The organism is Haloquadratum walsbyi J07HQW2, assembly GCF_000415985.1.
Classification (GTDB): domain Archaea; phylum Halobacteriota; class Halobacteria; order Halobacteriales; family Haloferacaceae; genus Haloquadratum; species Haloquadratum walsbyi_B.
In genome coordinates, this window is record NZ_KE356561.1 from 2,059,577 (window position 1) to 2,085,822 (window position 26,246).

The 26,246-nt window shown below is 47.1% G+C and carries 16 protein-coding genes and 2 pseudogenes; 4 read left to right on the top strand and 14 right to left on the bottom strand.

Annotated features, from left to right (window positions below; genetic code table 11):
- Window positions 1–210 precede the first annotated feature (210 nt).
- Both J07HQW2_RS09715 and J07HQW2_RS09720 read right to left on the bottom strand, forming a co-directional pair.
- Window positions 211–6,786: an LAGLIDADG family homing endonuclease gene (locus J07HQW2_RS09715; RefSeq protein ID WP_021055310.1), complete on the bottom strand. Its 6,576-nt coding sequence runs from the start codon at window positions 6,784–6,786 to the stop codon at window positions 211–213.
- 102 nt (window positions 6,787–6,888) lie between these two features.
- Window positions 6,889–7,542 (bottom strand): hypothetical protein, encoded by a 654-nt coding sequence (locus J07HQW2_RS09720; RefSeq protein ID WP_048075609.1) that lies wholly within the window; start codon window positions 7,540–7,542, stop codon window positions 6,889–6,891.
- Window positions 7,543–7,614: 72 nt separating this feature from the next.
- Here J07HQW2_RS09720 and J07HQW2_RS09725 point away from each other — a divergent pair.
- Window positions 7,615–7,959, top strand: a pseudogene (locus J07HQW2_RS09725) (biotin transporter BioY); the annotation flags it as partial.
- Between the two features lie 382 nt (window positions 7,960–8,341).
- Here J07HQW2_RS09725 and J07HQW2_RS09730 read toward each other — a convergent pair.
- The 5 genes from J07HQW2_RS09730 to J07HQW2_RS19595 form a co-directional block, all read right to left on the bottom strand.
- Window positions 8,342–8,662 (bottom strand): 4Fe-4S dicluster domain-containing protein, encoded by a 321-nt coding sequence (locus J07HQW2_RS09730; protein WP_021055313.1) that lies wholly within the window; start codon window positions 8,660–8,662, stop codon window positions 8,342–8,344.
- A 148-nt stretch (window positions 8,663–8,810) separates the two neighbouring features.
- On the bottom strand, window positions 8,811–9,554 hold the full coding sequence (locus J07HQW2_RS09735) for a type 1 glutamine amidotransferase (RefSeq protein WP_048075236.1): 744 nt from the start codon (window positions 9,552–9,554) through the stop codon (window positions 8,811–8,813).
- Window positions 9,555–9,755: 201 nt separating this feature from the next.
- On the bottom strand, window positions 9,756–10,559 hold the full coding sequence (locus J07HQW2_RS09740; protein ID WP_021055315.1) for an alpha/beta fold hydrolase: 804 nt from the start codon (window positions 10,557–10,559) through the stop codon (window positions 9,756–9,758).
- A gap of 190 nt (window positions 10,560–10,749) precedes the next feature.
- Window positions 10,750–13,521: an alanine--tRNA ligase gene (gene alaS, locus J07HQW2_RS09745; protein ID WP_021055316.1), complete on the bottom strand. Its 2,772-nt coding sequence runs from the start codon at window positions 13,519–13,521 to the stop codon at window positions 10,750–10,752.
- Between the two features lie 232 nt (window positions 13,522–13,753).
- Window positions 13,754–15,679: a replication factor C small subunit gene (locus J07HQW2_RS19595; RefSeq protein ID WP_021055317.1), complete on the bottom strand. Its 1,926-nt coding sequence runs from the start codon at window positions 15,677–15,679 to the stop codon at window positions 13,754–13,756.
- Between the two features lie 204 nt (window positions 15,680–15,883).
- Here J07HQW2_RS19595 and J07HQW2_RS09755 point away from each other — a divergent pair, with 204 nt between their 5' ends.
- Window positions 15,884–16,459, top strand: coding sequence for a GNAT family N-acetyltransferase (locus J07HQW2_RS09755; protein WP_021055318.1), 576 nt, complete (start codon window positions 15,884–15,886; stop codon window positions 16,457–16,459).
- Here J07HQW2_RS09755 and J07HQW2_RS09760 read toward each other — a convergent pair.
- From J07HQW2_RS09760 to J07HQW2_RS18420, 4 genes are all read right to left on the bottom strand, one after another.
- Window positions 16,452–17,825, bottom strand: coding sequence for a phosphoglucomutase/phosphomannomutase family protein (locus tag J07HQW2_RS09760; RefSeq protein WP_021055319.1), 1,374 nt, complete (start codon window positions 17,823–17,825; stop codon window positions 16,452–16,454). The two genes, J07HQW2_RS09755 and J07HQW2_RS09760, sit on opposite strands and share 8 nt — an antisense overlap.
- 254 nt (window positions 17,826–18,079) lie before the next feature.
- Complete coding sequence (locus tag J07HQW2_RS09765) at window positions 18,080–18,346, bottom strand: GIY-YIG nuclease family protein (RefSeq protein WP_021055320.1); 267 nt, start codon at window positions 18,344–18,346, stop codon at window positions 18,080–18,082.
- 113 nt (window positions 18,347–18,459) lie between these two features.
- Window positions 18,460–19,308, bottom strand: a complete 849-nt coding sequence (gene surE / locus J07HQW2_RS09770; protein WP_048075611.1) for a 5'/3'-nucleotidase SurE — start codon at window positions 19,306–19,308, stop codon at window positions 18,460–18,462.
- 167 nt (window positions 19,309–19,475) lie between these two features.
- Entirely contained in the window at window positions 19,476–19,625 is a 150-nt protein-coding gene (locus J07HQW2_RS18420; protein WP_303704062.1) for a DUF7563 family protein, read from the bottom strand.
- A gap of 1,094 nt (window positions 19,626–20,719) precedes the next feature.
- On the opposite strand from J07HQW2_RS18420, the gene J07HQW2_RS09775 reads away from it, so the two are divergent.
- On the top strand, window positions 20,720–20,887 hold the full coding sequence (locus J07HQW2_RS09775; RefSeq protein ID WP_021055323.1) for a hypothetical protein: 168 nt from the start codon (window positions 20,720–20,722) through the stop codon (window positions 20,885–20,887).
- Window positions 20,888–21,039: 152 nt separating this feature from the next.
- Here J07HQW2_RS09775 and rpiA read toward each other — a convergent pair whose 3' ends face one another.
- On the bottom strand, window positions 21,040–21,732 hold the full coding sequence (gene rpiA, locus J07HQW2_RS09780) for a ribose-5-phosphate isomerase RpiA (RefSeq protein ID WP_021055324.1): 693 nt from the start codon (window positions 21,730–21,732) through the stop codon (window positions 21,040–21,042).
- Window positions 21,733–21,924: 192 nt separating this feature from the next.
- Window positions 21,925–23,049: an ORC1-type DNA replication protein gene (locus J07HQW2_RS09785; RefSeq protein WP_021055325.1), complete on the bottom strand. Its 1,125-nt coding sequence runs from the start codon at window positions 23,047–23,049 to the stop codon at window positions 21,925–21,927.
- 197 nt (window positions 23,050–23,246) lie between these two features.
- On the opposite strand from J07HQW2_RS09785, the pseudogene J07HQW2_RS09790 reads away from it, so the two are divergent.
- Window positions 23,247–23,929, top strand: a pseudogene (locus tag J07HQW2_RS09790) (zinc ribbon domain-containing protein); the annotation flags it as partial.
- 87 nt (window positions 23,930–24,016) lie between these two features.
- On the opposite strand, the gene J07HQW2_RS09795 reads toward J07HQW2_RS09790, so the two are convergent.
- The gene (locus J07HQW2_RS09795) at window positions 24,017–26,140 is read right to left on the bottom strand and encodes a MutS-related protein (RefSeq protein ID WP_021055327.1); all 2,124 of its coding nucleotides are present in this window, start codon (window positions 26,138–26,140) and stop codon (window positions 24,017–24,019) included.
- Window positions 26,141–26,246 lie beyond the last annotated feature (106 nt).

Consider the following 26,246-nt stretch of genomic DNA (forward strand, 5'->3'; position numbering starts at 1 on the left):
ATAAGTATCAATATTTATATTGATTTTTATTTGATTTACGATTACGGGTTTGTTATTAAAGATACTGATGAGACCAGCGATAAAATGACGATGCTGTGTGTCTACGTGTAAATACTAAGTATAATTCCCCCAGACCAACTGCTCGGGTCTAGAGCTATGTTACATCCAATTACGGGTGTAGTATGGTGAAACGATTCTGCAGTGTTGTAATCATGTCGTCCGGAGCGAACCGGTCCGCGGTTCATACACCTCACCCTTCGCACGAAGATTTTCAATTTCTCCCTCAGCTTTTGATTCGGTCAATCCAAGTTCACTTACTGCTTGCTCAATCACCTCATCAACAGGGGCTCCCTCATCATAATCAGCCTCAATGTTCTCAATAAGATGTTTGAGATTCTTAATCCGATCACGCTGGTTCTTTGATGTCCCAGTCTCGACGATATCAGCATCAAATTCACCCGTTTCAGGATCCATCCCGATATCTCGAAGACAGGATTCAACAATTGAGGTGACACGTGTTGCGTCTTCCTTTTCAACTGTATCAGAAAGTCGTAATCGTGCGGACGCCTCTGAGAGTCGGACGAGTGCTTCAAGCTTTCGAGCGGTCACAGGAACTGGTGCATCATCATCAGCACCTTTGGCGCGGAAATCAACATAGAAATCACGGATAATCTCCTGAGCTTCATCGGTCATCGTCGGATAACAATTACGCCTGGCGTATGCAACATATTTTCGAAGCAATTCAGCATCGATTGTTGGCGTGACCTCAGCAGTTGCACTCTCAACTTCACTGTCTGTGAATTCCGAATTCGGGATGTTTGCCTTCTGTGTGTGCAGTTCGCCCGCATAATTGGTGTTAATAATGTGGTCTGCGAGTTGTGCATCCGTATCTGGATCGGGGTCATCAGTCACAGTGAATATTAAGTCAAATCGTGAAATGAGCGCTGGCTCAAGATCGATCTGTTCACCGATTGGTTCGTACTGATCAAAACGACCATACTTTGGATTCGCAGCACCAAGCAATGAACATCGTGATTTCAGCGTTGCATTAATGCCGGCTTTAGAGACAGAAATTGAATTATGCAACACAACTCCGTTAGTAATGAATGTGTTTGTCGGCTCAACCGTGATATCATAGACCCATTCGCAGGCATGACGACCGGCGTTTGGAACCGTATCCACGGCTACTACGCGGTGGTATCGCCGATTGCAACGTGAATCCACTGTATTAAGTCGTTGTGTTGCTGTGATGAGTTGTTCAGTAGTAACACCGGCTGTGACTGAGGCTGAATTTAGACTTGTCGATGAAGATACAACGCCTTCGTCTGTCCCAACATGTTGTGTTTGAGATTGTTTCGACGATGCTATTGTTTTCTGTGATACAGTATCGTCTTCTGTATGCACATATTCGGATGAGGGTAGTGTCGAGGACGCAACACCAGCGTTTGTCCGCACAGGTATGTGACCGTGATTGGCATTCACTCGGAGTGATTCAATATGATCCCGGAGTATGTCGATTTCAGCGCGTGCAGTGGATAACTCAATACCGCGATCTGCTTCACTGATAGATACTAACTGCTCATTTGCTGAGATATTCAATAGTTGTCTAATCGACTGAAGTTCATCTGCAATACCCGTTGGTAGTATCTCAGAGTTTGACATCTGATTATTATCCGTGCTCTGTTCGGATGCCACACGTTGGTCAGCCTGCGTGGACGTATCAGATGATATTGGCTTTAGCTCAGAAAGAGCAAATACGCTGCAAGCTCGGTCATAATCAGAATCACAGTTGATGACAGTCTGTGCTGCTGTTTCTGCTGGACCATCCTGCACTGACGCCGTAATGCCGAGTTTCAACAATGCATCTGCGTAGTCGCATGCGAGTTCGTCTGAAGGAGAACTGAGTCTGATTGTGCCATCTGAGACGCATCCAGAAGCGATCATAACACCTCTAAGAAATCGTCGGACGACAGCCTCAGACCCTCCAAGAACTGCGTCTGGAACGCGACGATTCCGACGGTCAGTCGTGATCGATGGCGCAATCTCGGTCATCCATTCTACAAATGAGTCTGCAGACCATCGACACTGCTTTGCAGTCAATCGAGTATCTGGTTTTGATGACTGGATTACTGTGCTGTTATCATGCGGTGGCATGACAGATCCGAGAGCATCGCTGATGATATCCACAGAGGAATCGACTGCGTGAGTCATGTCGACAGCAATGCCGCGTTCTTGATCATCGATATATGTCTTCCCAACAGCGGTGATGATACCGAGTGCCTGTGCACCATCGATGAGTCTGAACTCATTATCATCTACTTGTGCTCCAGCATTGCGTTCTGCTCTCGTTTCTGTCTGTGTTCCTACCGTTGAGATGTCACAATCGTCATCAGGGGCAACTGAAGCGTCTGCGTTTACCCCTGGAAGCTGATGTGGTGCCGGGACAAATTCACCACCGGATAATGTGTCTGCCTGAACGGTTTTTACTTCGGAGCCATCATCGACAAACATTGGATGCTCTGGGGTCACAAGCACTGACCGACCATTGGAGAACGTGACTTTGGTAAATTCTGCAGGCGCTTGATGTCTGCTTACTCGATCAACGGAGACCGTGCTGACAGAGCCAGTATCAGTGTCAACGCTATATACATCTATATCATCAACTGGGAGAATCTCGCAGTCGACGCCGTCAATTACATCCGTATCATGTCTCTCAATTCGTGAATCAACAAAGGAGCCAATGTTGACGCGCTGTCCATCGGCTAGTAATACTTCCGAGGTTGGATGATATGACTGTTGTTCAAGTGCTTCATGCATTGCTGATCGGTCCTCGGAGTTGTGAACAATCATGCCATCAGCGACGAAATTGTGTGTTCCGGAGACGGTGAGGTCATATACACTTGTCTCAGCGGGAGGCTGAACCGTTTCAATACGGGCAATTGTCTCAGTTGTGACATCGTCTGCACCATCACTAGAGATATCGACAGTGGATTTAGAAGATGAGTACTGATCTGTCTGTGTACGGGTCATACCACCAGCGGGGATACCGTTATGACGCGACTCCGGATCGGATGTAATAACAGAATTCGAAGCAGTATGATCGTCTGCGGGAACATACAGTTCGTCATTTTCGGTGAGGTCTTTAGCTGGACACTCATATTTGTCGTCTCCCTCGATAATGAAGAACGGATGATCTGCGGTTGTCGTCACCTCACTGCCATCGGTGAGTGTGATACGCCAGAGGGTGTCAGGTGAATTATACTGATGAATCGCTGTGACTGACCGTTTTGTGAGCTGTTCATTATCTGTCATTGTCCACACAGCAAGGTCATCAATACCGCGAATCGTCTGTCCAGTTCCATCTGGTCTTGACTCGATGTGTCCTGTCTTGGATGCGTCCGTGGCTAACGACGCAATCGGAACATGACGTCCGTCGGCGAGACTGACCAACGTCTCACCGGTGACGCACCGCATCTTATCAAGCTCATCAACAGCTGCAATTCCTTTATCTGCGAGGACTAGTGCTCCGGCTTCGAGGCTCCATTGTTGACCATCTCCAAAATCATCCTGAACAGCAGCTGCAGTGTTATGTGTAACAATACCGCCTCCGATGAAATTCTGTGTGTCCGGAACTGTGAGATCGAATACCTCCTTCTTACCGGTATCAACTGCTTCGACGACCGTCTCGGTCTGAATTTCATCTGTTTGAGACGGTTGCGGTATTCCACCGTCACTTTCGGTCCGAGCAGCTACAGTAGACATATCAGTTGCGGATACAGCCGACGCCGTGTCATTACGTATTTTCACTTGGGTGTCTGTCGGAGTTAAACTCGAAGTCAGGCGTGGTTGAGTATCTGCATCTGGTTCCGCAGATAGCGAAGATATCTGTCGATACCATGATGATTCAGCTTCGACTTTCGTTCCGATAACTGTCCGATATATTTCTGCATCGGATCCGGTGAGCGTCACATAATGTTTCTGTGATGATGACCCTGCTGCGGGTAATCTTGAGATATCAGTACCTGATTGATTGCACATGCCTCGATGCGAGGCGATACCGTATGTCTCAAATAGTAATTGTACCTGCTCAATAAGTGGCTCACTCGGTGTCTCAAAAGTAATCTGAGACGAGTTCGTTTTATTGATTTCCCCACCAGTGTCGAATAGTCCGCGAAGAAACGCATCAGCCCCAGTGATAGTAGTCAGTCGTGGATGAATCTCACGAGGAGTTGAGTTTGCTGTTTGTTCAAGTCCAAGTGTCTCGAACAGTCGCGTAACAGTTGTGCTGGTCACTCGAACGATATTCGTCTGCTCAGTGTCGCTCTGTACCGATTCGGAACCAAACGTTGCAACTGCAGCATCCACAATATGATCACTAAGCGATTCCTCAGCAGTGTGGAATTGAATCCATCGTTCTTCATTGCCATCAGCGTTGTCTGTGATGATATCACCACAAGCAAACGCCGCGCCGAGAAGATATAGTAGATTTTCGGTAATTACCGCTGGTATATCGATCGGAGTCTCACTCGGACCGATGACATGGTGGATAGTGAGATCTGCAAATGCAATATTGACGGCATCACAAACACGATCAATTACGGTATAAGCAATAGGCTGTCCTGTAATGAGCATCTCAATTGAATGCACATCAGTATTGAGAGCATCTGCTGCTGCAGCTATATTTTGATATTGTGAGGTAATTTTATTATGAAGAGTCGTAGCTGAGCTTTCTGTTAGTTGGATTCGTTCCTGTGTGAACTCAAAGAGATCTGCGATTGAAACGGATGATCGTTCGATATTTTTGTACTGTGGAATAACGACACGATCAGTGGCTTCAACCGCACTGATTGGTTTCCATGTGGTTTCCGTCCCATCGGCAGTGAGGACAGGCGTATTGACAGATGCCTCTAATTGCTTTCCAGATGCAGTTCTGATTCGACGACAGTGTTTTTCAGGCATTCGCCATATGTGTGAACTCTCAGTCTGCGTTACTTCCGCAGATTCCGTTGGTCGCTCAACTGTGTAGAGTTCGCGTTCATATTCAGCAGCTGTTTCTGTAGTAACTGTATCTGGATGATATTTCGTTGCCAGCTGTCTGATGGGTACGAATCCATCTATTGTATGAACTCGTGTCTCTCCAGTGACACAGAGTCCAGCTGAGCTGCTTCCTTTTCCTGATGTGTACACCGACCGGGGAGCGATGTTTCGTATATATTGAAGCATCGCGGAGTTATGTGAGAGCATCCCATTCGTGAAATAAGCATGCGTGTCCGCGACTTCAAGATCATACACCCATTCTGTGGTCGGTGTAAACGTCTCGATTGCAGTTATCCGGTCAGCCCTGAGATGATCGGTTGTATTCGTTGCTGCGGCTTCAGAGTGAAGTGCTGATTCATTGGATTCGGTCTTACAGAGACCACCATCGGTACTGATATCACCAGCAATGGCGATTAACTCACCAACAGACAGTGAATCAGCGCGTCGTGCGGCATACGTCCCGTTTTGTTCAATAAATAACGGATGTGATGGTGTAACTGTCACTGATCGTCCGCTTGCCGTCTCAACTCGATACATCGTATCTGGAGATTGACGTTTCCACACGCGCGTCACATCTCGTTCGATGACTTCTCCAGTGTGAATCGCTGATGTGACGGTAAAATCTGCAGTATCCCAGACACCGTCATCAACTGGCTTTGGATCATCTAGCGCTGATTCGACCAGCTCACGGATTCTAGTTGTTGTCCCATCCGTGAGAGTGATATTCGTCTCTCCAGCGACGCATTTTCCAGTTCCGGGGTCGCCAATCAGGAGCATGTGTAGATCCCCCCGGATACGGGATCCATCAGGAAGGTGTTTGGTTACACCAGAGAATAACTGAAGAATCATCGATAGTTTCTCTTCTTCATATCCATAGATAGAGGGAGCAACAGAGTCGACCATCTGCTGATAGATATCTGAATTATTTGAGAGTTCAATAATCTCAGCGATATCCTCATCACTGATATCCATATCGTCGAACTCTTCATCCTCAATTTCGACTGAACGACCGCTCATGTAGATATCAAAAATTGGGGTCTTTTCATTCCCATTTGTCTGCTGTTCAATATGAAGAACACCGCTCGTGATTACATGATCGCCTGCGGTGACTGCACCGGTTGCGTCATCCTCAAGATCGATATCAATGCTCTGTGGCGTTTCTCCGCCACGAAGCCCTTCTGGGCTTTCTTGGACGCGAACTTTCTGTGCGTCTATAAACTCTGATTGGTCGAAGTCGACATCGAATGGTCCCTGTCTTTCACAGCCTTGACATTCGTGAGGTTCTTGAAATCCACTATCAGATTGTGAAATATATGTCATCGTTCCACAGCGCTGACATTCAAATGCCGCCTCAGTAATCTTTGGACGGACATCTGTTGCTTTCCGGACAATACCCTGTACTGCAATCAAATGTCCGATGTGATCATCATGAACCCTGATATTCCGGATATCAACTGTACTTGGGAGATTTCGCATCCGGACGTGTGCGCGTCCGAGTTTAATATCCGCTGGAAGATCATAGAGTCGGAGTGCTTCCTCAGCATATTCTCGTATCTGATCCGGTTCCCGCCGGTAGTCCTCTGCAAGTTCAACATCAAACGCATACAGGTCGTGATAATCGATATATAACGAGCGTTTCTCGTGTGGAAACTGCTGTGCAAGAGTCCCAATATCGTCACGATAGTACTTCCGGTAGAACTGAATAAATCGATCGGTCAGGTCCTGTGGATCCTGTGGGGCCTGTGCCATCGCTTTAGTAATAAATATCTCATTGAGTAAGAATCTTCGCCACTACCAGACGGATATAGACAGGATCTGAAAACGCGCTCAGTGAATATCATATATCGATACTCATAATGAAACGTCAGTCTCGAGATCATCAATCGCCGGCTCGAGCCCATCGCGTCGCGCATCAGTCGCCAATCGCTCTGACAGCGCATTATCACTGAGAAGGTCAGCAAGGGAGGCGCGAAATCGATGGCTTACTTGTCTTGATTCAGCTTCCGCTTCAATAACGCGTTGAAGTCGATCAACCGTTGTGGGGGTGGTTTCGAGTGTTTCTGCGCACGCTGTCGTACTTTTTCCCTCGGCGAGCAGTGAACGTAATCGATCAAGATCAAACGGAGCTTCACGATCCGCATCAGTAACAAGATGTAATGACATTCGTGCTGCAAATACAGTATCAGCATCGATGTCTGAATCAGCAATTGATGCAGCGAGTTTTGCATCAGCCGCCTGTGACCATTGGGTGTCACTCTGAGTCTCTGGATTCAACTCAGGATCGAAGAATCCGCGTGCGATTTGCGATAAGATCTCATCAGATACTGAAAGATCATCTGCGAATTGATTACGAAGCTGGCTAATGATTGTCTGCAGACGGTCCTCGATAGTCGCATCATTATTATCAATGAGGGATCCACGGTCGTTATCCTGCTTGTCGGTCACCGTTTCCGTACCGGTTGTCTCAAGAAAAATATCCCGGAGATCGGCTGTCTTCTCATCCATTGGCTCCGGTCGAACTGTCTCGGGTAAAAATGTTGTCCCCAGCATTGTAAATCAAATATTTGATGCCGGTTTATGAAACAGGATGACATATGTTCGGATCGAGATCTAGAATCTGGGTCTGAGTTTGAGTTTGAGTTTGTTGAACTCGTCGGAGAGGAAGTTATCGGTAATATTGTCAGAGCAACGCTATTGGCGGCGCTCACTGGTACATTCGTATATGTATCAATTCCAAATCCACTTTCACCTGTGCCTGTCACTTTGCAGGTTCTTGATGTATTCTTTGCTGGGGTATTTTTGGGTCCACTCTGGGGTGGTATCTCAATGATATTGTATCTGCTATCTGGTGCTGTTAGGGCACCGGTGTTTGCGGGCGGGAGTGCCGGAATTGATCCATTATTCGGCAATACAGCTGAATATCCGAATAGATGCTAACATCGAGTTTATTAGTAACTGTGAATTTCCGCTATGTGTCAACTGCCTCGGGGTCAAGCCCCGACTCCGAGGCTTGTTGGTGGAGTTACAACGTCTTACCCAAACTGCTCAGTATTACTCTATCCCGATAATTGGGCGGTCACGCTTCATCGACCCCGACCCCGATTTTGAGGGCTGGGTGACTGCCAGCCCATAACTGGGAACGCTTGTGGCTCCCAGTCAGTATACTCACGCTGTGAAGTGATGGGAATACATATCATCCTGTGAGATGGCTGTCGGCTTCCTCCCTGAGGTCAAGCTCGGGGTATCCGGCTTGAATTTACGATGAAAGAATCTCAAGCGGTTATTTGATGAGCAAAAAGATCAGTCAGGTTCGTGACCCATCAACATCAATCGCATCGACCGGACAGATATCAACACACAGCATACAATCAATGCATTGTGCTTCATGTGATGGCTCAACTTTTCGGTCTGATTGTGGGTGTCCAGGTGTCTCAACCCAGGTGAACACATCAACTGGACAGCTCTCTAAACACGCTCCATCTGCAATACAGATATCATAATCAACTGCAACGTGCGTTCCGTGAATACCAAGTTGCTCTGGCGGTTCGGTCGGACCCCATACTTCAACACCGTTTTCCTCATTAACGACCTCTCGATTCCGGTCGAAGTTCGGATCGATACCCATTATTAGACTGATACAAGACTCATATGCAAAACATCGTCGGTATGACCGGTCTGCGTGTAATGTTCATGAATAATATCGCGTTTATTATCCTCGATAATTAGTAAATGACACAGGGTAGTGTTTTCGTCTTGTTTACATCATACTGACACTATTCTGCTTCGAGTTCAACTTCGCCTTCCGTACTCATCTCAGAGTAGTAGTCGGACTGCACTGTCCGAATATATGCGGTGAAGTTCTCAAATAGTTGTTTCACTTTACAAGCCGCTGCGTAGTTTTCGGTGGTGATTCCATCAAGAACGGACTCAATCTGATCCGTCGAGAGATCTTTGTTTGTCGTAATTGAGCGTGCTGTCTCGCGGTCATACTCCGGATGAAACTGAACGCCCCATGCGTTCTCACGACGAAACGCATGAATACCGTAATCATTCTCAGCGAGTGTGGTTGCATCTGAGGGCAGCTCAGTGACTCTATCTGAGTGGCTTGTAAAGACGGTGAATGTGTTTGGAATATCCTCAAACAACGCATCTGATTGTGTCTGTGTAACCTTACGATATCCGAGTTCATATTCATCCATTGATTCAACATGCCCACCAAGCGCTACAGCAAGAACCTGATGTCCATAACAAACACCAAGAATTGGTATATCGCGGTCATCGGCAGCAGCAGTGTAGCGAATTAGTGGTTGAATCCAATCGCGGTCCCAATAAACTGATGAACGCGAACCGGTGATGACGATTCCATCGAAATCGAATTCTGTTGGGCGTTCGTTTTCTGTGACATTATATTCAACAAGGGTAGCATCAAGTTCACGTCGAAAGTTACGGCGTGTTTCTTCGTCATTGTGTGATGCGTTTAACAACGCAACTCGAGGGCGGTCGTTCCCCATGGCCATCGCTACCATACAATATATGCGTCTAAAAGTCTCTTATGCAATAGAGTAACATACTGTTTGAGTTATCCATATAATTGAAATCGGAATCGGTATCTACGGTAGTGTGTTGAAATCTATATAATCTTGTAGTGGCTATGGAGTTGGTATCTAACTTATGGATCTTTGTATCAGTATTGGATATTATTCGGTTATGATTGGTGATCAGTGATCAGTTAAAAATCCAATAAGAGTATCATTGACAACTCTCGATGCCTCAGCATGGACAAGGTGACCGGCATCCTCGATTGGTGCCCATTCACCCCGTGGCAGTTCCATTGCAAGTTGCTTTGCCGCCGTAGGTGGCCAGACGGTATCAGCCATGCCATGGATAACGAGCGTCGGGACAGTGATTTCATACAGACAGTCAGTAAGATCGAACTCATGGATAGCAGCAACTTGAGACTCCCATGCTGGTCGAGATGCATCCTCATCAACACGCCATTCAACAATTCGATCAATGACATCCGGATGTCGGTGAGAGAATGATGATGAGACCGCTGCTTCAACCGATTCGGTGAGTGATTCTCGATCCGTTGGTGGAGCCCACAGTGTTTCAAGATCGGCATCTGCGTTTTGCTTGCGCATTGTCGCAGCAGGTGCCGTTCCAATCACAGTCAGCGATGTGACGCGTGCATGCTGTCGCGCAATCGCGAGTCCGATCATCCCACCAAGACCTGCGCCGACAAGATGCACTGAGGTAACCTCAGCATCAGCAAGAACAATCATCAAATCATCAATGAATGTAGAAACGCTGTATGGTCCCGCTGGCGAATCCGACCGTCCAGTCCCGCGAAGTTCTGGGACAATTGCTGTATACTCTCCAGCCACGGCAGGATACTGCCATCCCCATTGCCAAGCACCATATCCAAGATCACCAATAAAAACAGTTGTCCCCTCAGTATCAGCATTATCATCACCATCTATCTCATAATACAATTGAACGCCGTCATTCGAGGCATAAGCCATGTACTGTATTAGTATTATTTCTGGGAGTGTCTATCTGTCTGTGATACCGTCTGGTCAATCAGATTTGCATGGTATGACATGTTCACCAATGATGCATACTGTGTTTACTCACACAAAGAGAACGGAGACTACATGCCACAAAAACATAACTAACCTGCTTGTCTCCGGAAGGTTCGGACAATTATTCGAGTTACGTCTCATGCACGTCGCGTAATACTGATGTAGCATCGTTTAAGACGACCTCAAGTGACGCCGCATCTGGTCCGCCACCTTGTGCGAAATCTGGTGGCCCACCACCACCACCGCCAACCTTACGCGCTAACTGTCCGACAACGTCACCCGCATTGATCGCGACATCCTCTGGAACACCAACAACAAACTGTGCACTGCCGTCAGTATCTGACCCAAGGACAGCAACAGCATCCTCATCAACGATAGCATTGGCTGTCTTTCGGAGTTCATCCGCATCACCATTTACAGTTTTGATGACCGCATCGATACCATCGATAGTGACAGAGTCTGCTGTGACCCCCTTAGCGCGAGCCTCAGCGAGCTCAGATTTGAGTTCATCAATGGTTTTGCCACGCTGTTTCCATTCACTGAAGAACCGATCTGCTGTTTCAGGAACGTCCTCTGGAGTCACATCGAAGATTTCTGCGGTATCAAAGAGTGTGTCCTCGGTCGTTTGTACAGCATCAATTGCTGCATCTCCAGCGGCAAATACAATTCGTTCAACGCCATCTTGAACTGGCTCTGTCGTAAGGAGTTTAATTGTGCCAATATCACCGGTGCGTGTAACATGTGTCCCACCACATGCTTGGACATCATCACCGACTGTGATCGTCCGAATATTCTGTCCCGGCGGAATGCCGCCCTGATATAGGTCAAATCCATGTTCGCTTTCAGCCTCATGTCGGTCTGGCCAGTGTTGTCTGACCGAGATATTCTGTCGAATCAGTTCATTCGCGACCGATTCAATTGCTTTGGCTTCCGTCCGATCGATTCGCTCATAGTGCGTCACGTCAAATCGTGCACTGTCAATCCTTTTTTGTGCGCCCGCTTGTCGAACATGATCACCAAGCACCTCTCGAGCTGCATACCCGATAATGTGTGTCGCCGTATGATGTTGCATGAGACGACGTCGTCGTTTAATCGCAAGTTGCCCACGAATAAAATCGCCTTTTCCAGGATTTTCATCTGCCCGGTGCAGGATAACGCCATCTCGTGATTGAACATCTGTGATTTCAATTGTCTTTTTCTCAGTCGTCAACGTTCCATGATCTGCTGGTTGACCGCCACCCTCTGGATAGAACATCGTCTGATCAAGAATAATGTCATACCCGGTGTCTTGCTCAAAGACATCAAGCACAACAGCCTCAAATTCGGTTCCTGTCTGGTCGTCATAGTAAAGACGCTCAGTTTCTGGAAAGTCCGCAAGTCGGTCACGACGTTTGTTAGTTGTTTCTGCGATATCCTCACCCGTATGACGGTCAGCAACGAGTGAGTAGAAATCATCAGGAACCTCAACAGTTGCCCCACGGTCACTCGCAATTTCTGTGACCATGTCTGGTTGGATCCCGTGTGAGTCATATAGCTCAATAAGTTCATCTACTGGAATTGATGAATCACGGTCAGCATACTCATCTGCGAGCGTCTCGACTCGCCTGCGCCCTCTGTTGAGCGTCTCACGATACTTTCGGTCTTCAGTGCGAACGATATCGCGTATTGTATCCCGGTTTTCATATCCAAGTCGCTCGGCCTGCATGTCAACGAGTTCATCGAGTGGAGCATCGATCCCGATATCATCAATCAATCGCTTGGTTCGTCGAAGCACCATCCGTGCAAGATATCCTGTTCCGACATTTGACGGGACAATTTCATCGCCAAACATGTATGCAAGCGTTCGGGAGTGATCAGCAATCGCATAAATAGACTCAAGCGGTTCAAGTAAGTTAGTGAGAACCGATGGATCTACATCAAGTTCATCAGCCACATCCGCTCGAGCGGATGCAAGATTGTCGATTTCATCAATATCAAGATACCCAGATAACATTGCTGCCCGCTGGATAAGTTCTTTTTCAGCTGTTGTGTGCGTCACACCAGCATCATTTTTTAGAAATTCAATAGTATCAGGATATACTGCCTCATAGACAGTTGGCGTTCCCTGTGACACCCAGGTCCATCGCTCAAGTCCATACCCAGTATCGACAACGTATGTATCCATCGGGGAGTATCGATTTCCATCTTTCATTTCATACTCGCCCGAGTCATCCTGTTCCATCGACATGAATACAAGTGTCGCAAGTTCAGCACCACGATATAACACTTCAAATGCAGGACCGGCGTTCCCGCCACCGACCCATGGATCTTCAATATATGTGATTTCGGTTAAGTCTGCACCCATGTGCTCAAAGAAGGCATCACACAGACGAACAGTCTCATCTTTCCAGTACACTTCATCATTATATGCATATTCATCACTCGCATCCTCGCGGGTGTTAAACGCGTGATGTGCCATCATCTCAAAAGCCATCGTGTGACGACCAGTTTTACCGACATTATCGATATCTTGCATTCGAATGCATGGTTGACTGATACAAAGTGGATTTGCCGGCGGTGGCGTCTGTCCGCTTGTTACAAGCGGTTGAAAATCATAGATAGACGCCTGTGTAAGCAAGACATCATCACGCCATCGGTTTGCAGCGACAGGGTATGGTTCGATACGGTCGTGCTCACGTGATCCAAAGAATGAAAGGAATTTTTCACGCATCTCCGACAGCGAGTATTCTTCGTCAAAGCCAGGATTATCAATAAAGGAATAATCATCTGCCGGCGGTTCACCACAAGTCTCGCGGTCGGGATCACGGGTCCAAAAATGCACATCTGTCACCGGACACTGCTTCCGATGGAACCCTTCAGTCTCGAAATATTCGAGACGATACTCCGATTCGAGTTCACTCATTATCGATGAATGCCCTGCGATTAGATAAAATAGTTCGGATACGGAAAGTATGGTTCAAGATGTATGACCACAGAGATGATTGAATTATTTACAATCGATGTATCAGAAATTACGATTGCAGAATGATTAATCACGGATCGCTGATCTGGCTATAGTTCAAACGATAACTCCGCACCGTTCGAGTTCGCTTGGTAATCATCCAAATCGATGTTTGCCAATGAGTGGCTCTCAGTTACTCAGTGTCAGCAAGTGAGGCGAGGAGTGCTTCGAGTTGGACTTGTTCGTTTGAACCAACAGTGATTCGATAATCCGCTTCGCCGACGCGTTCGAGTAATCGGACAGTTGTCTGCTCATCAAGATCAAGATTCCACGCTGTTCGATGAAGCTGGTCGATGATATCGCCACCAGCCATACCGGTATCGACCAGAAGGGTCTGTAGCTGTGAACGGGCTGTTGCAAAGTCACCCTCAATCGCTGCAGTGACCATTGTTTCAATATCCTCTGGACGCGCAGTCGACGTTATCGTATACACCGTTTCCTCATCAACAGTCTCACCGGTTGTAGCCGCTGCCTGTAAGGAATTAATTGCTCGTCGCATATCGCCGCCAGCAGCATATACGAGCGCATCCAATCCATCTGTCGTCAGCTCGATATTCTCAGCTGCTGCAACATCGTTGATCTGCCCACGAACAGCTGCCTCTGAAAGTGGAGAAAATCGGAACACAGCACATCGTGATTGAATTGGATCAATAATTTTTGAAGAATAATTACATGAAAGAATAAATCGGGTGTTATCAGCAAACTGTTCCATTGTCCGGCGGAGTGCTGATTGCGCGTCATCGGTGAGTGAATCTGCCTCATCAAGAAAGATGATCCGATGATCATAACCACCGAAGGATGACCGTGCGAAGTTTTTGATTCGATCACGGACAACGTCAATTCCTCGCTCATCAGACGCATTCAGTTCAAGAAGGTTATTCCGCCAATCGTCACCATAGACAGCGTGTGCGATTGCCGTTGCAGCAGTCGTATTATGCATCACTGTCGGAATATGTCCTCCAACATAGTTTCGAACGCCGGGAACGGTGAGGTCATAGACACGTTGCTCAGTATCAACCGATTCACTGACCGTGACAGTATCAGCATGTAGCGGTGAGTACTGTGTTGATGGGTGTGTAGTTCCCCCGTCAGTGTATGTGAGATACTCTTGTGTTTGTATATCGCCATACGCGAGATGCGATTGATCCCGAGTTGTTACTGATGCTGCCCGCTCGGTCGTGACCGCATCCCAGTCAGTTTCGAGCATCTCATCAAGACGTGCTGTCTCAGATGCGTTGATACTGACAGAGTGAACCTGCTTTTGAGAATCCAGTATGGTAGAGGTATGACGACTTGCGATTCCGACTGTCGCAAGAAGATACGACACGGTCGATATAGCGGGCGTGTGGGTACCTACGAGTTTGAATCGCAGGCTTCCATCCAACTCTCGTTCACCATACTCCGCAATCAGTGTTTCAAGAGTCGTGGTTCGAACAGCGATATCACACATAAGACTGTCATGATAGCCAGATTCGTCCTCAATATGCGGACTTGCTAATGTGTTATCAGAAGGACTAGCTGATGTTGGTAGTTCAGCTGGGAGTGGAAGATTTCTTGCTCGGAGGATTTCCATACCGGCTGTGATGTCAGCGGCTGGGACCCATCTCTGGCTGTTATCCTCAGGAATGCGAGTAAGCAGTTTATGCTCTGGAGTGACCGTCAGTGCTGCACCATCATCTGTTTCAATCCGCTGTAGCTCATTAGCATGCTTTCCGAATACGTGTGATGGATATCGATATTCAAAGCAACCATCATCAGTCAATGAACATACTTTAAGATCTTGTGGCGCTGGTGCAAAACCATCAACATCACCAACGATTTCCTCAATTTTTCTAAGCCCCTTATTGGTGAGTACTGGTGTTGAACCAGTGACGCATTTACCAACACCTGCTGGACCTGCAAAGAGAAGATGCGGGAGGTCATCGCGATCAATATATGATTGAAGACGATCAACAATATCTTGTTGTCCGTAGATATTTTCAAGCGTCGCTGGCCGGTACTTTTCGATCCAAATCTCACGACCAGTTGGGGCGGCATCGGATGCGTCAGCCTCACTCATATACGTGATAGTGAGACCCGGAGAGATAAACAGTCCGCGTTATGTTTGGAACCGTATGTTCGCTCAAATCGGGTGACTAAGAGGAGAGATGAAACAACCACTACTGAAATGTTTAAATGAATAAATCATAGATAACGCCTCTTAGTTACCAATATATTAGTTTATATCCTAATTTTCGTATATGAAATCTTGTAGTGATTAACGATGGGTGATTCAGTTCAGATTCGATCAGGAATACAGCGCAAGGATAGCACAGACGCGTTAATGAGATTATTTGATGAGGCGGTGCTCCAGATCACAATAGAGACAGTTCATAATCGGCTTACAGAGTCCTCTCCTGGGTCTGCATTGGTCGCTCACGACACTAATCAAGATCGGGTTGTTGGGGCATGTCTGACCGTCCCTACTGGTGAGTATGATTATATTTCATCGAATACCGGTTCATACCCTCTAGTAGCACAACACTGTCCAACCGAGATTACACACATCGCTGTCACGCACTCTCAACAGGCAAATGGAATTGGGTCACGACTTGTTATGGCTGCTCTAGCAACAGCACCCGGTCCAATTGTTGCTCAGTTCCATCAATCAGTGTGTCCATTCTACGAAACGCTTGGATTCGATATCGCGCCGGTTCCTGCAGATACGAATAACAGACATATCGATGATGAATCAGATAATACCGAATCTACAGCAAATATTCTGGAATCGGCATCGACGTGTACAGCTGACTCAGTATCATCTGATATATCGATATATTACCGAGGAACGCTCAGATAAGCGGCTCAACCAGACCACGACCAGCCTGAAGAAGCATGGCAACGTGTTCCTGACTCGATGCCTCAGCATACACACGCATTTTCGGCTCAGTCCCGGATGGACGAATAAGGATCCAAGACCCATCCTCTAAGAGAAGTTTAAATCCATCTACGGAGACCACATCAGCAATATCGCGACCCTCGATTGTTTCTGGTAGGTCATCTGCAAGATTGTCAATAACGAGTGTCTTTTTATCATCAGGGCAATCAACGCTAATTTTATCGGCGACAATATTACCATGGATATTAAGTAATCGATCCACACGGTCATCAATCGGCTCAGTAGCCGTCATAGCAGCACCGAGTAGCCCCATCAATACACCATCTTTTTCACGCACGTGCCCTCGAATCGAAAACCCGCCAGACTCCTCACCACCGACGAGTGCATCATGTTCTCTCATCGCGTCAGCAACCCATTTGAAGCCGACCTCGGTCTCAACGACTGATTCGTCATGTGCTTCAGCAATGCGGTCGATTAAGAATGTCGTTGAGACGGTTCTCACTGCCGGTCCAGAGTCAAATTCAAGAAGATAGTCATATAGCGCTGCATAAAACAGGTTTTCATCAAGATGTCCTCGATCTGGGGTGACAAATCCAACACGATCTGCATCACCATCATTCGCAATGCCAATATCCGCATCATGCTTTGCAACCGAATTGATGAGTGGTTCAAGATGTTCGGTGCTTGGCTCTGGTGAGCTCCCGCCAAATGTCGGATCACGATTGACACGGACAGTGTGAACCGTTGCACCTGCCTCGCGAAGAAGGGCATCTGTCACATCACGACCAGACCCATGCATCGCATCGTATGCAATAGTTACGTCACTGAGGTCTGTATCAACAAGACTGTGTGCCTGTTCAGCATGCGGCGTTTGAAGATCAACCCGCTTGATTGTCCCCCAGTTGCTCATATGACGCAGGTCAGGCTCAGTGAGTTGACTGGCAACTGCATCGGTCACCGAGGGGAGGGCAGGAGCGCCATCGGAGGGAATAAATTTCACACCATTGTACTCTGCGGGGTTGTGTGACGCTGTTATCATCAATGCACCAGCGAGTTCACGGTCAACGACAGCTGTCGCGATAAGCGGTGTTGGGCGGTCACGTTCTGGAAGGATGACGTCAAATCCATTACCCGCAAGTACCTCAGAAAGCGATTCAGCAAATCCCTCAGATGTTTCTCGGGCATCATACCCAACAGCAACCGGGGCAGTAAATCCCTCAGCATGGAGATAATCTGCAACAGCCTGTCCGACGATGCGAACGCGATCATCAGTAAATGTGTCAAGTGTGGCGCGCCATCCGTCGGTCCCAAATGAGATATGTTCCATGTGTACTTCTCAGTCAGTAATGATAAAAAAGTGCGGCAGTCCGCTTTTTATACCTATAGAGCGACAAATAGATACTTTCGTCTTCAGGTAGCAGAAGAGGTCAATATGTCATCTTTTGGCGGATGGACATACAGAGTAAAGTGGTTTTTATCTACTTAATATCGATTTTGTCAGATGATATAGAGCGGATTGAAAACAGATATCATAGTAAAATGAGTGGTAGTGGGCGCCGATATGCAAACACGATCTTGACTTCAAAGATCGACGTCTGGGTTATTATCAATCAGTTGTTGTTTTTTATTGCGGGTGTATGATTTGATCTCATATTCACGTGAGAGAGCGGCTGATCGAGCGTCAAAACACTCAACATAGACGAGTTGAACCGGTGTTCGCCCTCTAGTATATTTTGCACCTTCACCGGCGTCATGCTCTGTAACTCGACGCTCAACATCTGTTGTATAACCTGTATACAGAGTATTGTCACTACATTCAATTATATATACGTAATGATCACTACTCATATGTTTCGCCGTCAAATGACATCATAAATTAACCAATTGTGTAGATATCAAATATCGGTGGAGTACTAATATCAATATCATGATTCTACGTTTATCAACACGCCTCAGGTAAATTATGTAGCATCAACGGTTTCAACAACAGTTGCAAGAGCTGCACTATCTGGGGATCCATGCGTGACGGATAATGGAGAAACACTCACTGCTGCATCAACCAGAGCCCGTCTGTCGGTCCCGACCGGATACCGCCGTCGATGTTCATCTGTTGGTGGGAATGGACTTTCCCATCCAACAGCCCCTGGCCATGTTCGATCGCGAAGTTGGACCAAATGTTCATTTGATCCAAGTTTGACATCATCGGAAATCTCATCGGCTGAGGCTTGTTCAACTTCCTGTTCATAATCATGATATGGATCAGTTAGCATTACAGGTGGATCTGCTGAATCGACTGGTGCGTTGACATTTAATAGGTCAACATCTTCAAACACACTTGCATTGAGAGCTCGATCAACTAATCGACGGGCAATCCGTGCTGGGCGAGCAAAATCATACTCTTCTGGTGGTGAAATAAAGAAATCTGTTGAATGATACGCCGAGATAGCAAGCGCAGGCGTCCCAAGGAATGCGGCTTCAATTCCAGCACCGACTGTCCCAGATCGTCCAACAACGTAATTACCGGCGTTCGGACCGTTATTCACTCCGGCAACGACTATATCAATATCATTTTCGAGACCACGAAGCCCGTATGCAACACAGTCTGCAGGTGTCCCAGTTAATGCACATCCCCATGGATGATCACGAACAACAGCAGTAGGATTTCGTGTTCGTCCGACACCACTTTGATTACTTTCCGGAGCAACAACCGTCACATTACCGAGTGCCGTTAATTCAGTCCGGAGTGTTGCGAGTCCTGGTGCGTCGATACCGTCATCATTTGTAAGTAGAATTGAGTACTCATCACTCATTGTGTGCACACGTGCCCGAGGCATACCTATCGCTTCCGGTTGAAAAATAAGTATCACATGAGAGGTATATATAGCAGATAGATGGCGTAATTAAATAAAAATAGACGAATCAGGTGTTTTAAACTCGTTATATGTCGATACTATGCGTTTGAGGATTCTTTTGATGCTCATACAGAACGGGTTCGCTGTCGAGCCGCTTCTGCGATTCCTGCATTCGCTGAACAATTAGGGCAGGCAAGCAGTCGCCCATTCTCATCGGCAAATACGCGTTCGAAGCGGTCGGAAACGTGCGATCCGCAATGGTCACAGCTTGTCATATGTGTACATCCGGCAAATCATTATCGCCGGTATATATATTATGAACGACTTATATAAATGGGTTCGCGCGCGCACGTGAGAGTACCATTTTTGTCCATGATACTGCTTATATTATGAGAGTAATTCACATTTTACTGAATAAAATATTAGTATATTTATCTAGCGTCAGAATCGATTTACTACGAGAGCTGTCCATTGCTTGTGCAGTCGTCATGGCATCTGTTTTTGATTGAATCTAGTATCAACTGTGATAATAAAAGAAACACTGCATCGATAGTGAATTCCCCCGACCTATTCACTCACACGGCTCGTCGCCGGGCGTTCCTTACCGACAGGGCTTCCAACGAAACCGACGTTTCCGTCAATGTCTGCCCAGATGCAGATGCAGATGCACGCTCAGAGAGGTTTCTTTGTTGTGGGGCGTGGTGTCCACAGCCCGCTCTCCTCGACTCGACACCCTCCGCAAAGCTGAATAGTTCTGAATTGGGCTTACCTATGCTCTTTCGAGCCATATTCACCGCACGATTTGCATCCACGTTATACTGCGTACCATTAGGTTACTTACCGTGTGTGTTTTCGGGCGTATCCCCTCCCCTCCCTACTCGCTCACTTCGGTCGCTCCTTGAGGAAGGGGTCATACGCCTGAATTTAAATAAACAGTATGCATCCCTAGTTATTGAAAAAGAAAGCGCCAAAACGCGAGAAGATATACTAGATTTGGTGTATACCATTGTAATAGTATCAGACGGCTTCTGCTATACGATCAGATGTAGCTCAATCTAGAAACAGCGCCCCAGTCGATCACCGATCGTTAGTATACGAGCGAGTTGATATATGATTAAGTCACGATAGTTTAGATAGCGCTCTTGATTGCGACAGAGAGCTTTAGTCTCCGCCTCAAGTAATGAGCGATCATAGTGGTGAGTAAGCAGTTGATGATAGTTCTTTCATGATCAACTCGGTAGTAAAGAGTGGTCCGTGGTATAGACCGTATATAAACAATTTGAATCAAACGGTCGTATACGACAGTCATAACCGGAGAGCGGGGGATTTTGGAAAATATTTTATATAGGGCCAGTGTAAGCAGTAGCGTATGGCAGACTTAATCGTTAAAGCGGCCGTCAAAGAAGCGCTCGAAGACAAGAATGTCGCTTCTGACTTCTACGATGCACTCGATGGTGAAGTGACTGAACTACTGGAGGATGCAGCCCGTCGTGCCGAGCAGAACGACCGAAAAACCGTTCAGCCTCGCGACCTGTAGCTCGCTCAAAATTCAATAGAGCGCACCGAACCGTTGTAAACTAGCATGAACCGGGCTGTGCCCGGAATATGCCTCACGACGAGACGCAATAATCGTATTTTTGCTAAATTATATTATACAGTACAGGCTACGCTATTTTTGATCTTACAAGTTTATTCCTTAGGATATATGTCAACCCCATCTTCAGTCCCGACACAGACAATGTCTGCAAGGTCAACAAACAGCCCGTGTGCTACAACACCGGGAATTCCAGCAAGGGATTGTGAAACTGATTCAGCGTCTTCAATTGATCCAAATGCGCAATCAAATACAAGATTTCCATTATCAGTGATCACTGGTCCGTCCTTCCTGTCTGCTGATCGAAGTGTTGGTGTTGCTCCAAGTGATTCAAGATGGCGTTTCACTGGTGTCTGTGCCATCGGAAGAACAGACACCGGGATGGGCTCTGAAACCGTTTCAACCAGTTTTGAGGTATCAGCAACAACAATGAACTGATCGGCGATTGCATCAATAACCTTTTCGCGGGCGTGTGCAGCGCCTCCACCTTTAATTAGAGTTGATTCATTATCGACTTGATCAGCACCGTCAATTGCAATATCGATTTGATCAACGGCTTCAATCTGAGTGAGTGGAATTCCTTGCTCAATTGCACGATCGCGTGTTGCAAGAGATGTGGGTACACCACGGATGTCATACCCTGCTGTAACCGCATCTCCAAGGGCATCAATTGCTGTTGCAGCCGTACTTCCAGTCCCTAGACCAACAATATCGCCATCGTTCACATATTCAACTGCTTTCTCACCAGCTCGTTGTTTTTGCTCGTCTGAGCCACCTGTTGTTTTCATCTTGATATTGATTTGATTAGATTAACGTAAATACAAACGTGTTTGTGCAGTGACTGTTATTGTCATATCAACTGCACTGTCATCTTGAGTTTACAGCAAAATATATACTATGCTGATCATGTATAATATCAACTCAGATATATGATGATAGCCAAATGCAGCTTATACTAGAATAGTAGGCATGTACAGTACTCACAGACGTTCAGCGACTGCATCGAGATCATACGCAATTGAGATCGACCGTGTCCGCCCACGACCATCAATATCGGTGTAGCTTGCTTCAATTACGCCTAAGCGGTCGAGTTTATTAACGACTTCAGAGTAACGTGTATATCCAAGTCCGGTCTGTTCGTGAAATGCTTCATACACAGTTCCAGCACGGTCACCATCGTGCTCAACGACAACCTCAATCAGTTCTCGCTCTGTTTCAGAGAGTTCTCGAAGTCGTCGGGAAAGATGAACATGTCTCGATTTTTCATATGCTGTTTCGATATCCTCATTCGTGACACTTCGACTTCCGCGCATCTCAGCATTGAGACCTGCGCGTCGAAGAAGATCAATCCCAACTCGAAGGTCGCCAGTCTCGGCAGTTAGCTCTGCAACCCGATCAAGCTCTGATGAATCAACTACTTCATCATAAAATCCATCTCGGGTCCGGGATTGGAGAATATCAGAAATTTCGGTGATATCATATACTGGAAAAAACACCTCTTCAGGTCGGAAGACACTTTGAACCCGATCATCAAGCTCCTCAATAACTTCAAGCGTAAGATCTGAGGAAATAATCACAACACCAATCCGCGCACCGATATGTGTCTCATGTGCTCTCAGTAATGAGTACAAAACATCAGATGCCTCATTTTCATAAAATAGATAATTAACATCATCAAGCGCAACAACAAGAATATCATCTAAGTCTGCCAGTCGGTCTGTAATCTGGCTGAATAATTTCTTGAATGACAGACCCGATGATGGTGGTTCATACTCGAATATGTGCTCAAAGATACGTGAAAAAACACCATATCGTGTTGAGTCGACTTGGCAGTTGATACGGACGGTCTGAACTCCCATCTGCGCCCCGAGTTCAGCAAAAAGCTTCTGCACAGCAGTTGTCTTACCTGTTCCTGGTGGACCACGGACAACAGTATTTAGTGGTCGTGACCCACGAACTGCCGGTCGAAGCGCATATTTGAGGTTCTCAAGCTGTGTCTCACGATGGTCAAACGTCTCTGGCATATAATCGATCTCAAAGACATGTTCATCTCTGAAGATGGACTCATCCCACGACAACATCCCCTCATCGGGGTCGTTATTCATCGAGTGCAAGAGGTTGTTGTGGTCACTTAACGGTTGGTGATTATGAAAGAGACAAGGCTAAACCCTGACCTCGCCCCTTAGGATGATACAGCCGACAATTCCTCTGCTAACCACCTTCGATGGCACTGCTGGATATTCCACGCCCGGTCGTTAGATTTGATCCACAATATTTTGCAATTAATTATGCATATAGTTCGATGTTGGAGACGACCCACACCTATCGAGCGACAGTCGATAATCACTCTCAAGTGAGTGATGACCTCGATGACTGCGGGTTATCCGCGTCGGCGTCGAAACTGTGGAACGTCGCCAGATGCTACACGCAGGATCAGTGGGACGAGGATGGAAAAATCCCTGACGACAGTGAACTCAAATCCGAACTTAACGAACACGACCGATGCAGTGATCTCCACTCTCAGCCAAGTCAACGAGTTCTCGAAGAGCTCGCTGAGTCGGTCACCGGGTCGGTACAATCCACGCCAACGCGACGAGACCTGTGACTCTCGGAGAGGCAAGCGGGGGAGCAAGAAACTCCACGGGTGGGTGGGAGTTCGACCGTTTCACGACGCTGTTAGAGTACCAGGCCGAAGGACATGGTATTGTCGCTGACCGAAAGAGCGAGCGGGACACGTCAAAGACGTGTTCATGTTGTGACCGGAAAGGGAAGCGCCAATCGTGTGGAGCGTGGGCTGTACGTGTATGACTCGTGCGGAGCGACGATGAATGCACAGGTGCGGTGAACAGTCGGAGGAAAATAACTCAGAATCCTCCACCTTCGACTCCAACGGAGCATATGAGTAACGGTCGGTTGGCACGGTCAGTAGCCTCCCTGTTCAATCAAACCTCTGCCTCTGGGTCGTTCCACCCGAGCGGACAGGTGTTGCGAATCGTAATATGCCAACTGTCAGGAATCCTCGCCGTTTACGACGGGGAGAATCTCAACAAATATAGGTAATTTAGTACCAATTCAGAATTTCTGTAGTAGTCGATAATAAAACTGTGATTCAGAACCATCGTTGTCGGCTAATTTTTCAACAATGAGTTCTGGTGTTGAGCGAGCAAGCCGATCTTTTACTGGTGACCGATTCACGATGAGCTCTCCATCTTCGAGTCCGACAGCCTCAATCCCATCAACAGCAACAGGAAAGTCAGCAGCCTCACGGATTTCATCGGCTAAATGAGAGACGAAAACGGCTGTTGCTGATTGATCCTCTAATGCCTCTAAGATTCCAGCGACAATCTTTGCAGACGCTCCTGGCTCGGTAATACTTTCGAGTTCGTCAACAAGAACAAGTCGGTTAGACGCTCCATCCGTGAGATCACGAAAGTCTCGTAACGTGCTCTCGAATGCACCCGCATCAAGTGTTCCCTGCGTCTTCGCATAATAATGTAGCTCTGAAAATCGCTCTAAATGGACACTGGTTGCAGGCACCGGGAATCCCATATGTGCCATAACAGCAATGAGTGCAACAAGATCAAGCGTGGATGTTTTTCCACCTGAGTTGACACCGGAAAGAAGTGTAACACCAGAAACATGATAATCAATAGCCTCGATGTCCGAGAATGCAATATCAAGAAGTGGCGACCGACCGCCAGTGATGCTGAATCCACGGTTGAGAGACCCATCAGATCCAGTCATCTCTGCAGTCTCAGACACACAGTCAATGTCGGAAGCAGCAGAATCTTCAGTCGTGTCTGTCTGGGTATCGTTACCGGTATGATTCTTTTCATTATCAGTTCCAGTCGCAGTATCATCGATAAAAACAGGCATCGTACACTCAAAGTCATGTGCGAATTTCGCAATTGCACGTTTGACATCCAGTTCAAGTGCAGCGCGTACTAATTTTTGGACGGGTTGTTGAAGTGTAATGAGTTTGTCTGCGACCTCACGTTTTCGTTGTGCTGCTTTTCGGTCACGTGCTGTCGTAAGTTCGGTTCGCAACCGCGAGATGACTGATGATTCGTGTTCGACAGGAAATGTTGGGTCCGTTGGGAATGCACGCTCTGCGAAGTCTGCTTCTGATGGACGCAGTTCAATTGCTTCGATGAGATGTTCTCGCGCAGCAGCGACAGCAGCGTCATATTCATCATTCAATTCACGTCCAAATAATGAATCGATACGAGCTCCCTGTTCAACAAGTGAAAGAAAATCAGTCCCTTCAATGGTCACATCTCGTTCGCGAATCGCATCACGAAGACGGTCATTCGCGACTGACTCAGCAGTCGCAACAGCAGCATCAAGATCAGCAACAGCAGTCGTGAGTCGGGTCAATTCTGCATCTCCGATGACGGTCCCATCAGTATCGACTTGTGTGAGTGCATCACGAAGGGTAGAAATTGAGCAAGGTGGGTCAAGATCTGTTTGTTCATGCACATTCACAGCAGCGAGGATTTGATCGCGATTGGCTGCAAAGTACTGCAAAATACGCTCTGGAACGATCTCATTGGGTATGTCAGTTGCATCAGGGCGGATCTTGATATCACCCTCAATATCAACTCCAGCGAACCGCTCATCAAGTACAATTACAGTCGAGTATGAACGGGCGAGTTCTGCAAGTTCACGCGTATCTTCAACAACTTCAACTGAGATCTCAGGGAATACGTCATCGGCTTCTGCGTACCGCTCAGGGTCGGATGTCGCGAGACAGCGGTCTCGAATGCGTGATACTGTCGGTCTTGTGAGCGGCTCGACGTCACTGAGTGCTTCCTGAATTGAATCATCAATGGGAACCTCAGTGGTAATTGCTGTCGTCACAAACGCACGGGCTTCTCTAATACGGCTTGAGGATGCCGTTGGATAGAACGTAGCTAGCCGGTTTGCTGCATACTCGGTTACTGCTCGCTCACGAAGCAACGCAAGGACGTCTTGATATACCTCTCGAGCACGTTTTGTCGTCAGAAAATCACTATCATCGTGGTGTCGTTTCCGAATTACACCTCGCGCGACAGCCGTTGCTCGCCCATTTGAAATTTTAGGTGACCGTGCGAGCGCCGCGATATCACCGTCACGGAGCGCCCGCTCAGCGTCATCAAGCTCTTCGAGGGCCGCGGCTGTTTTCGGACCGACACCGGGGATATCCTCGAACTGCATTCAGCACTCATTCGAATCCCCCTCGACAAAACATTGCGGGTCATCATTTCATATTTCATGACTTTCTCGATCATATCAACGCAGTATAATTCAATGATCTATCATT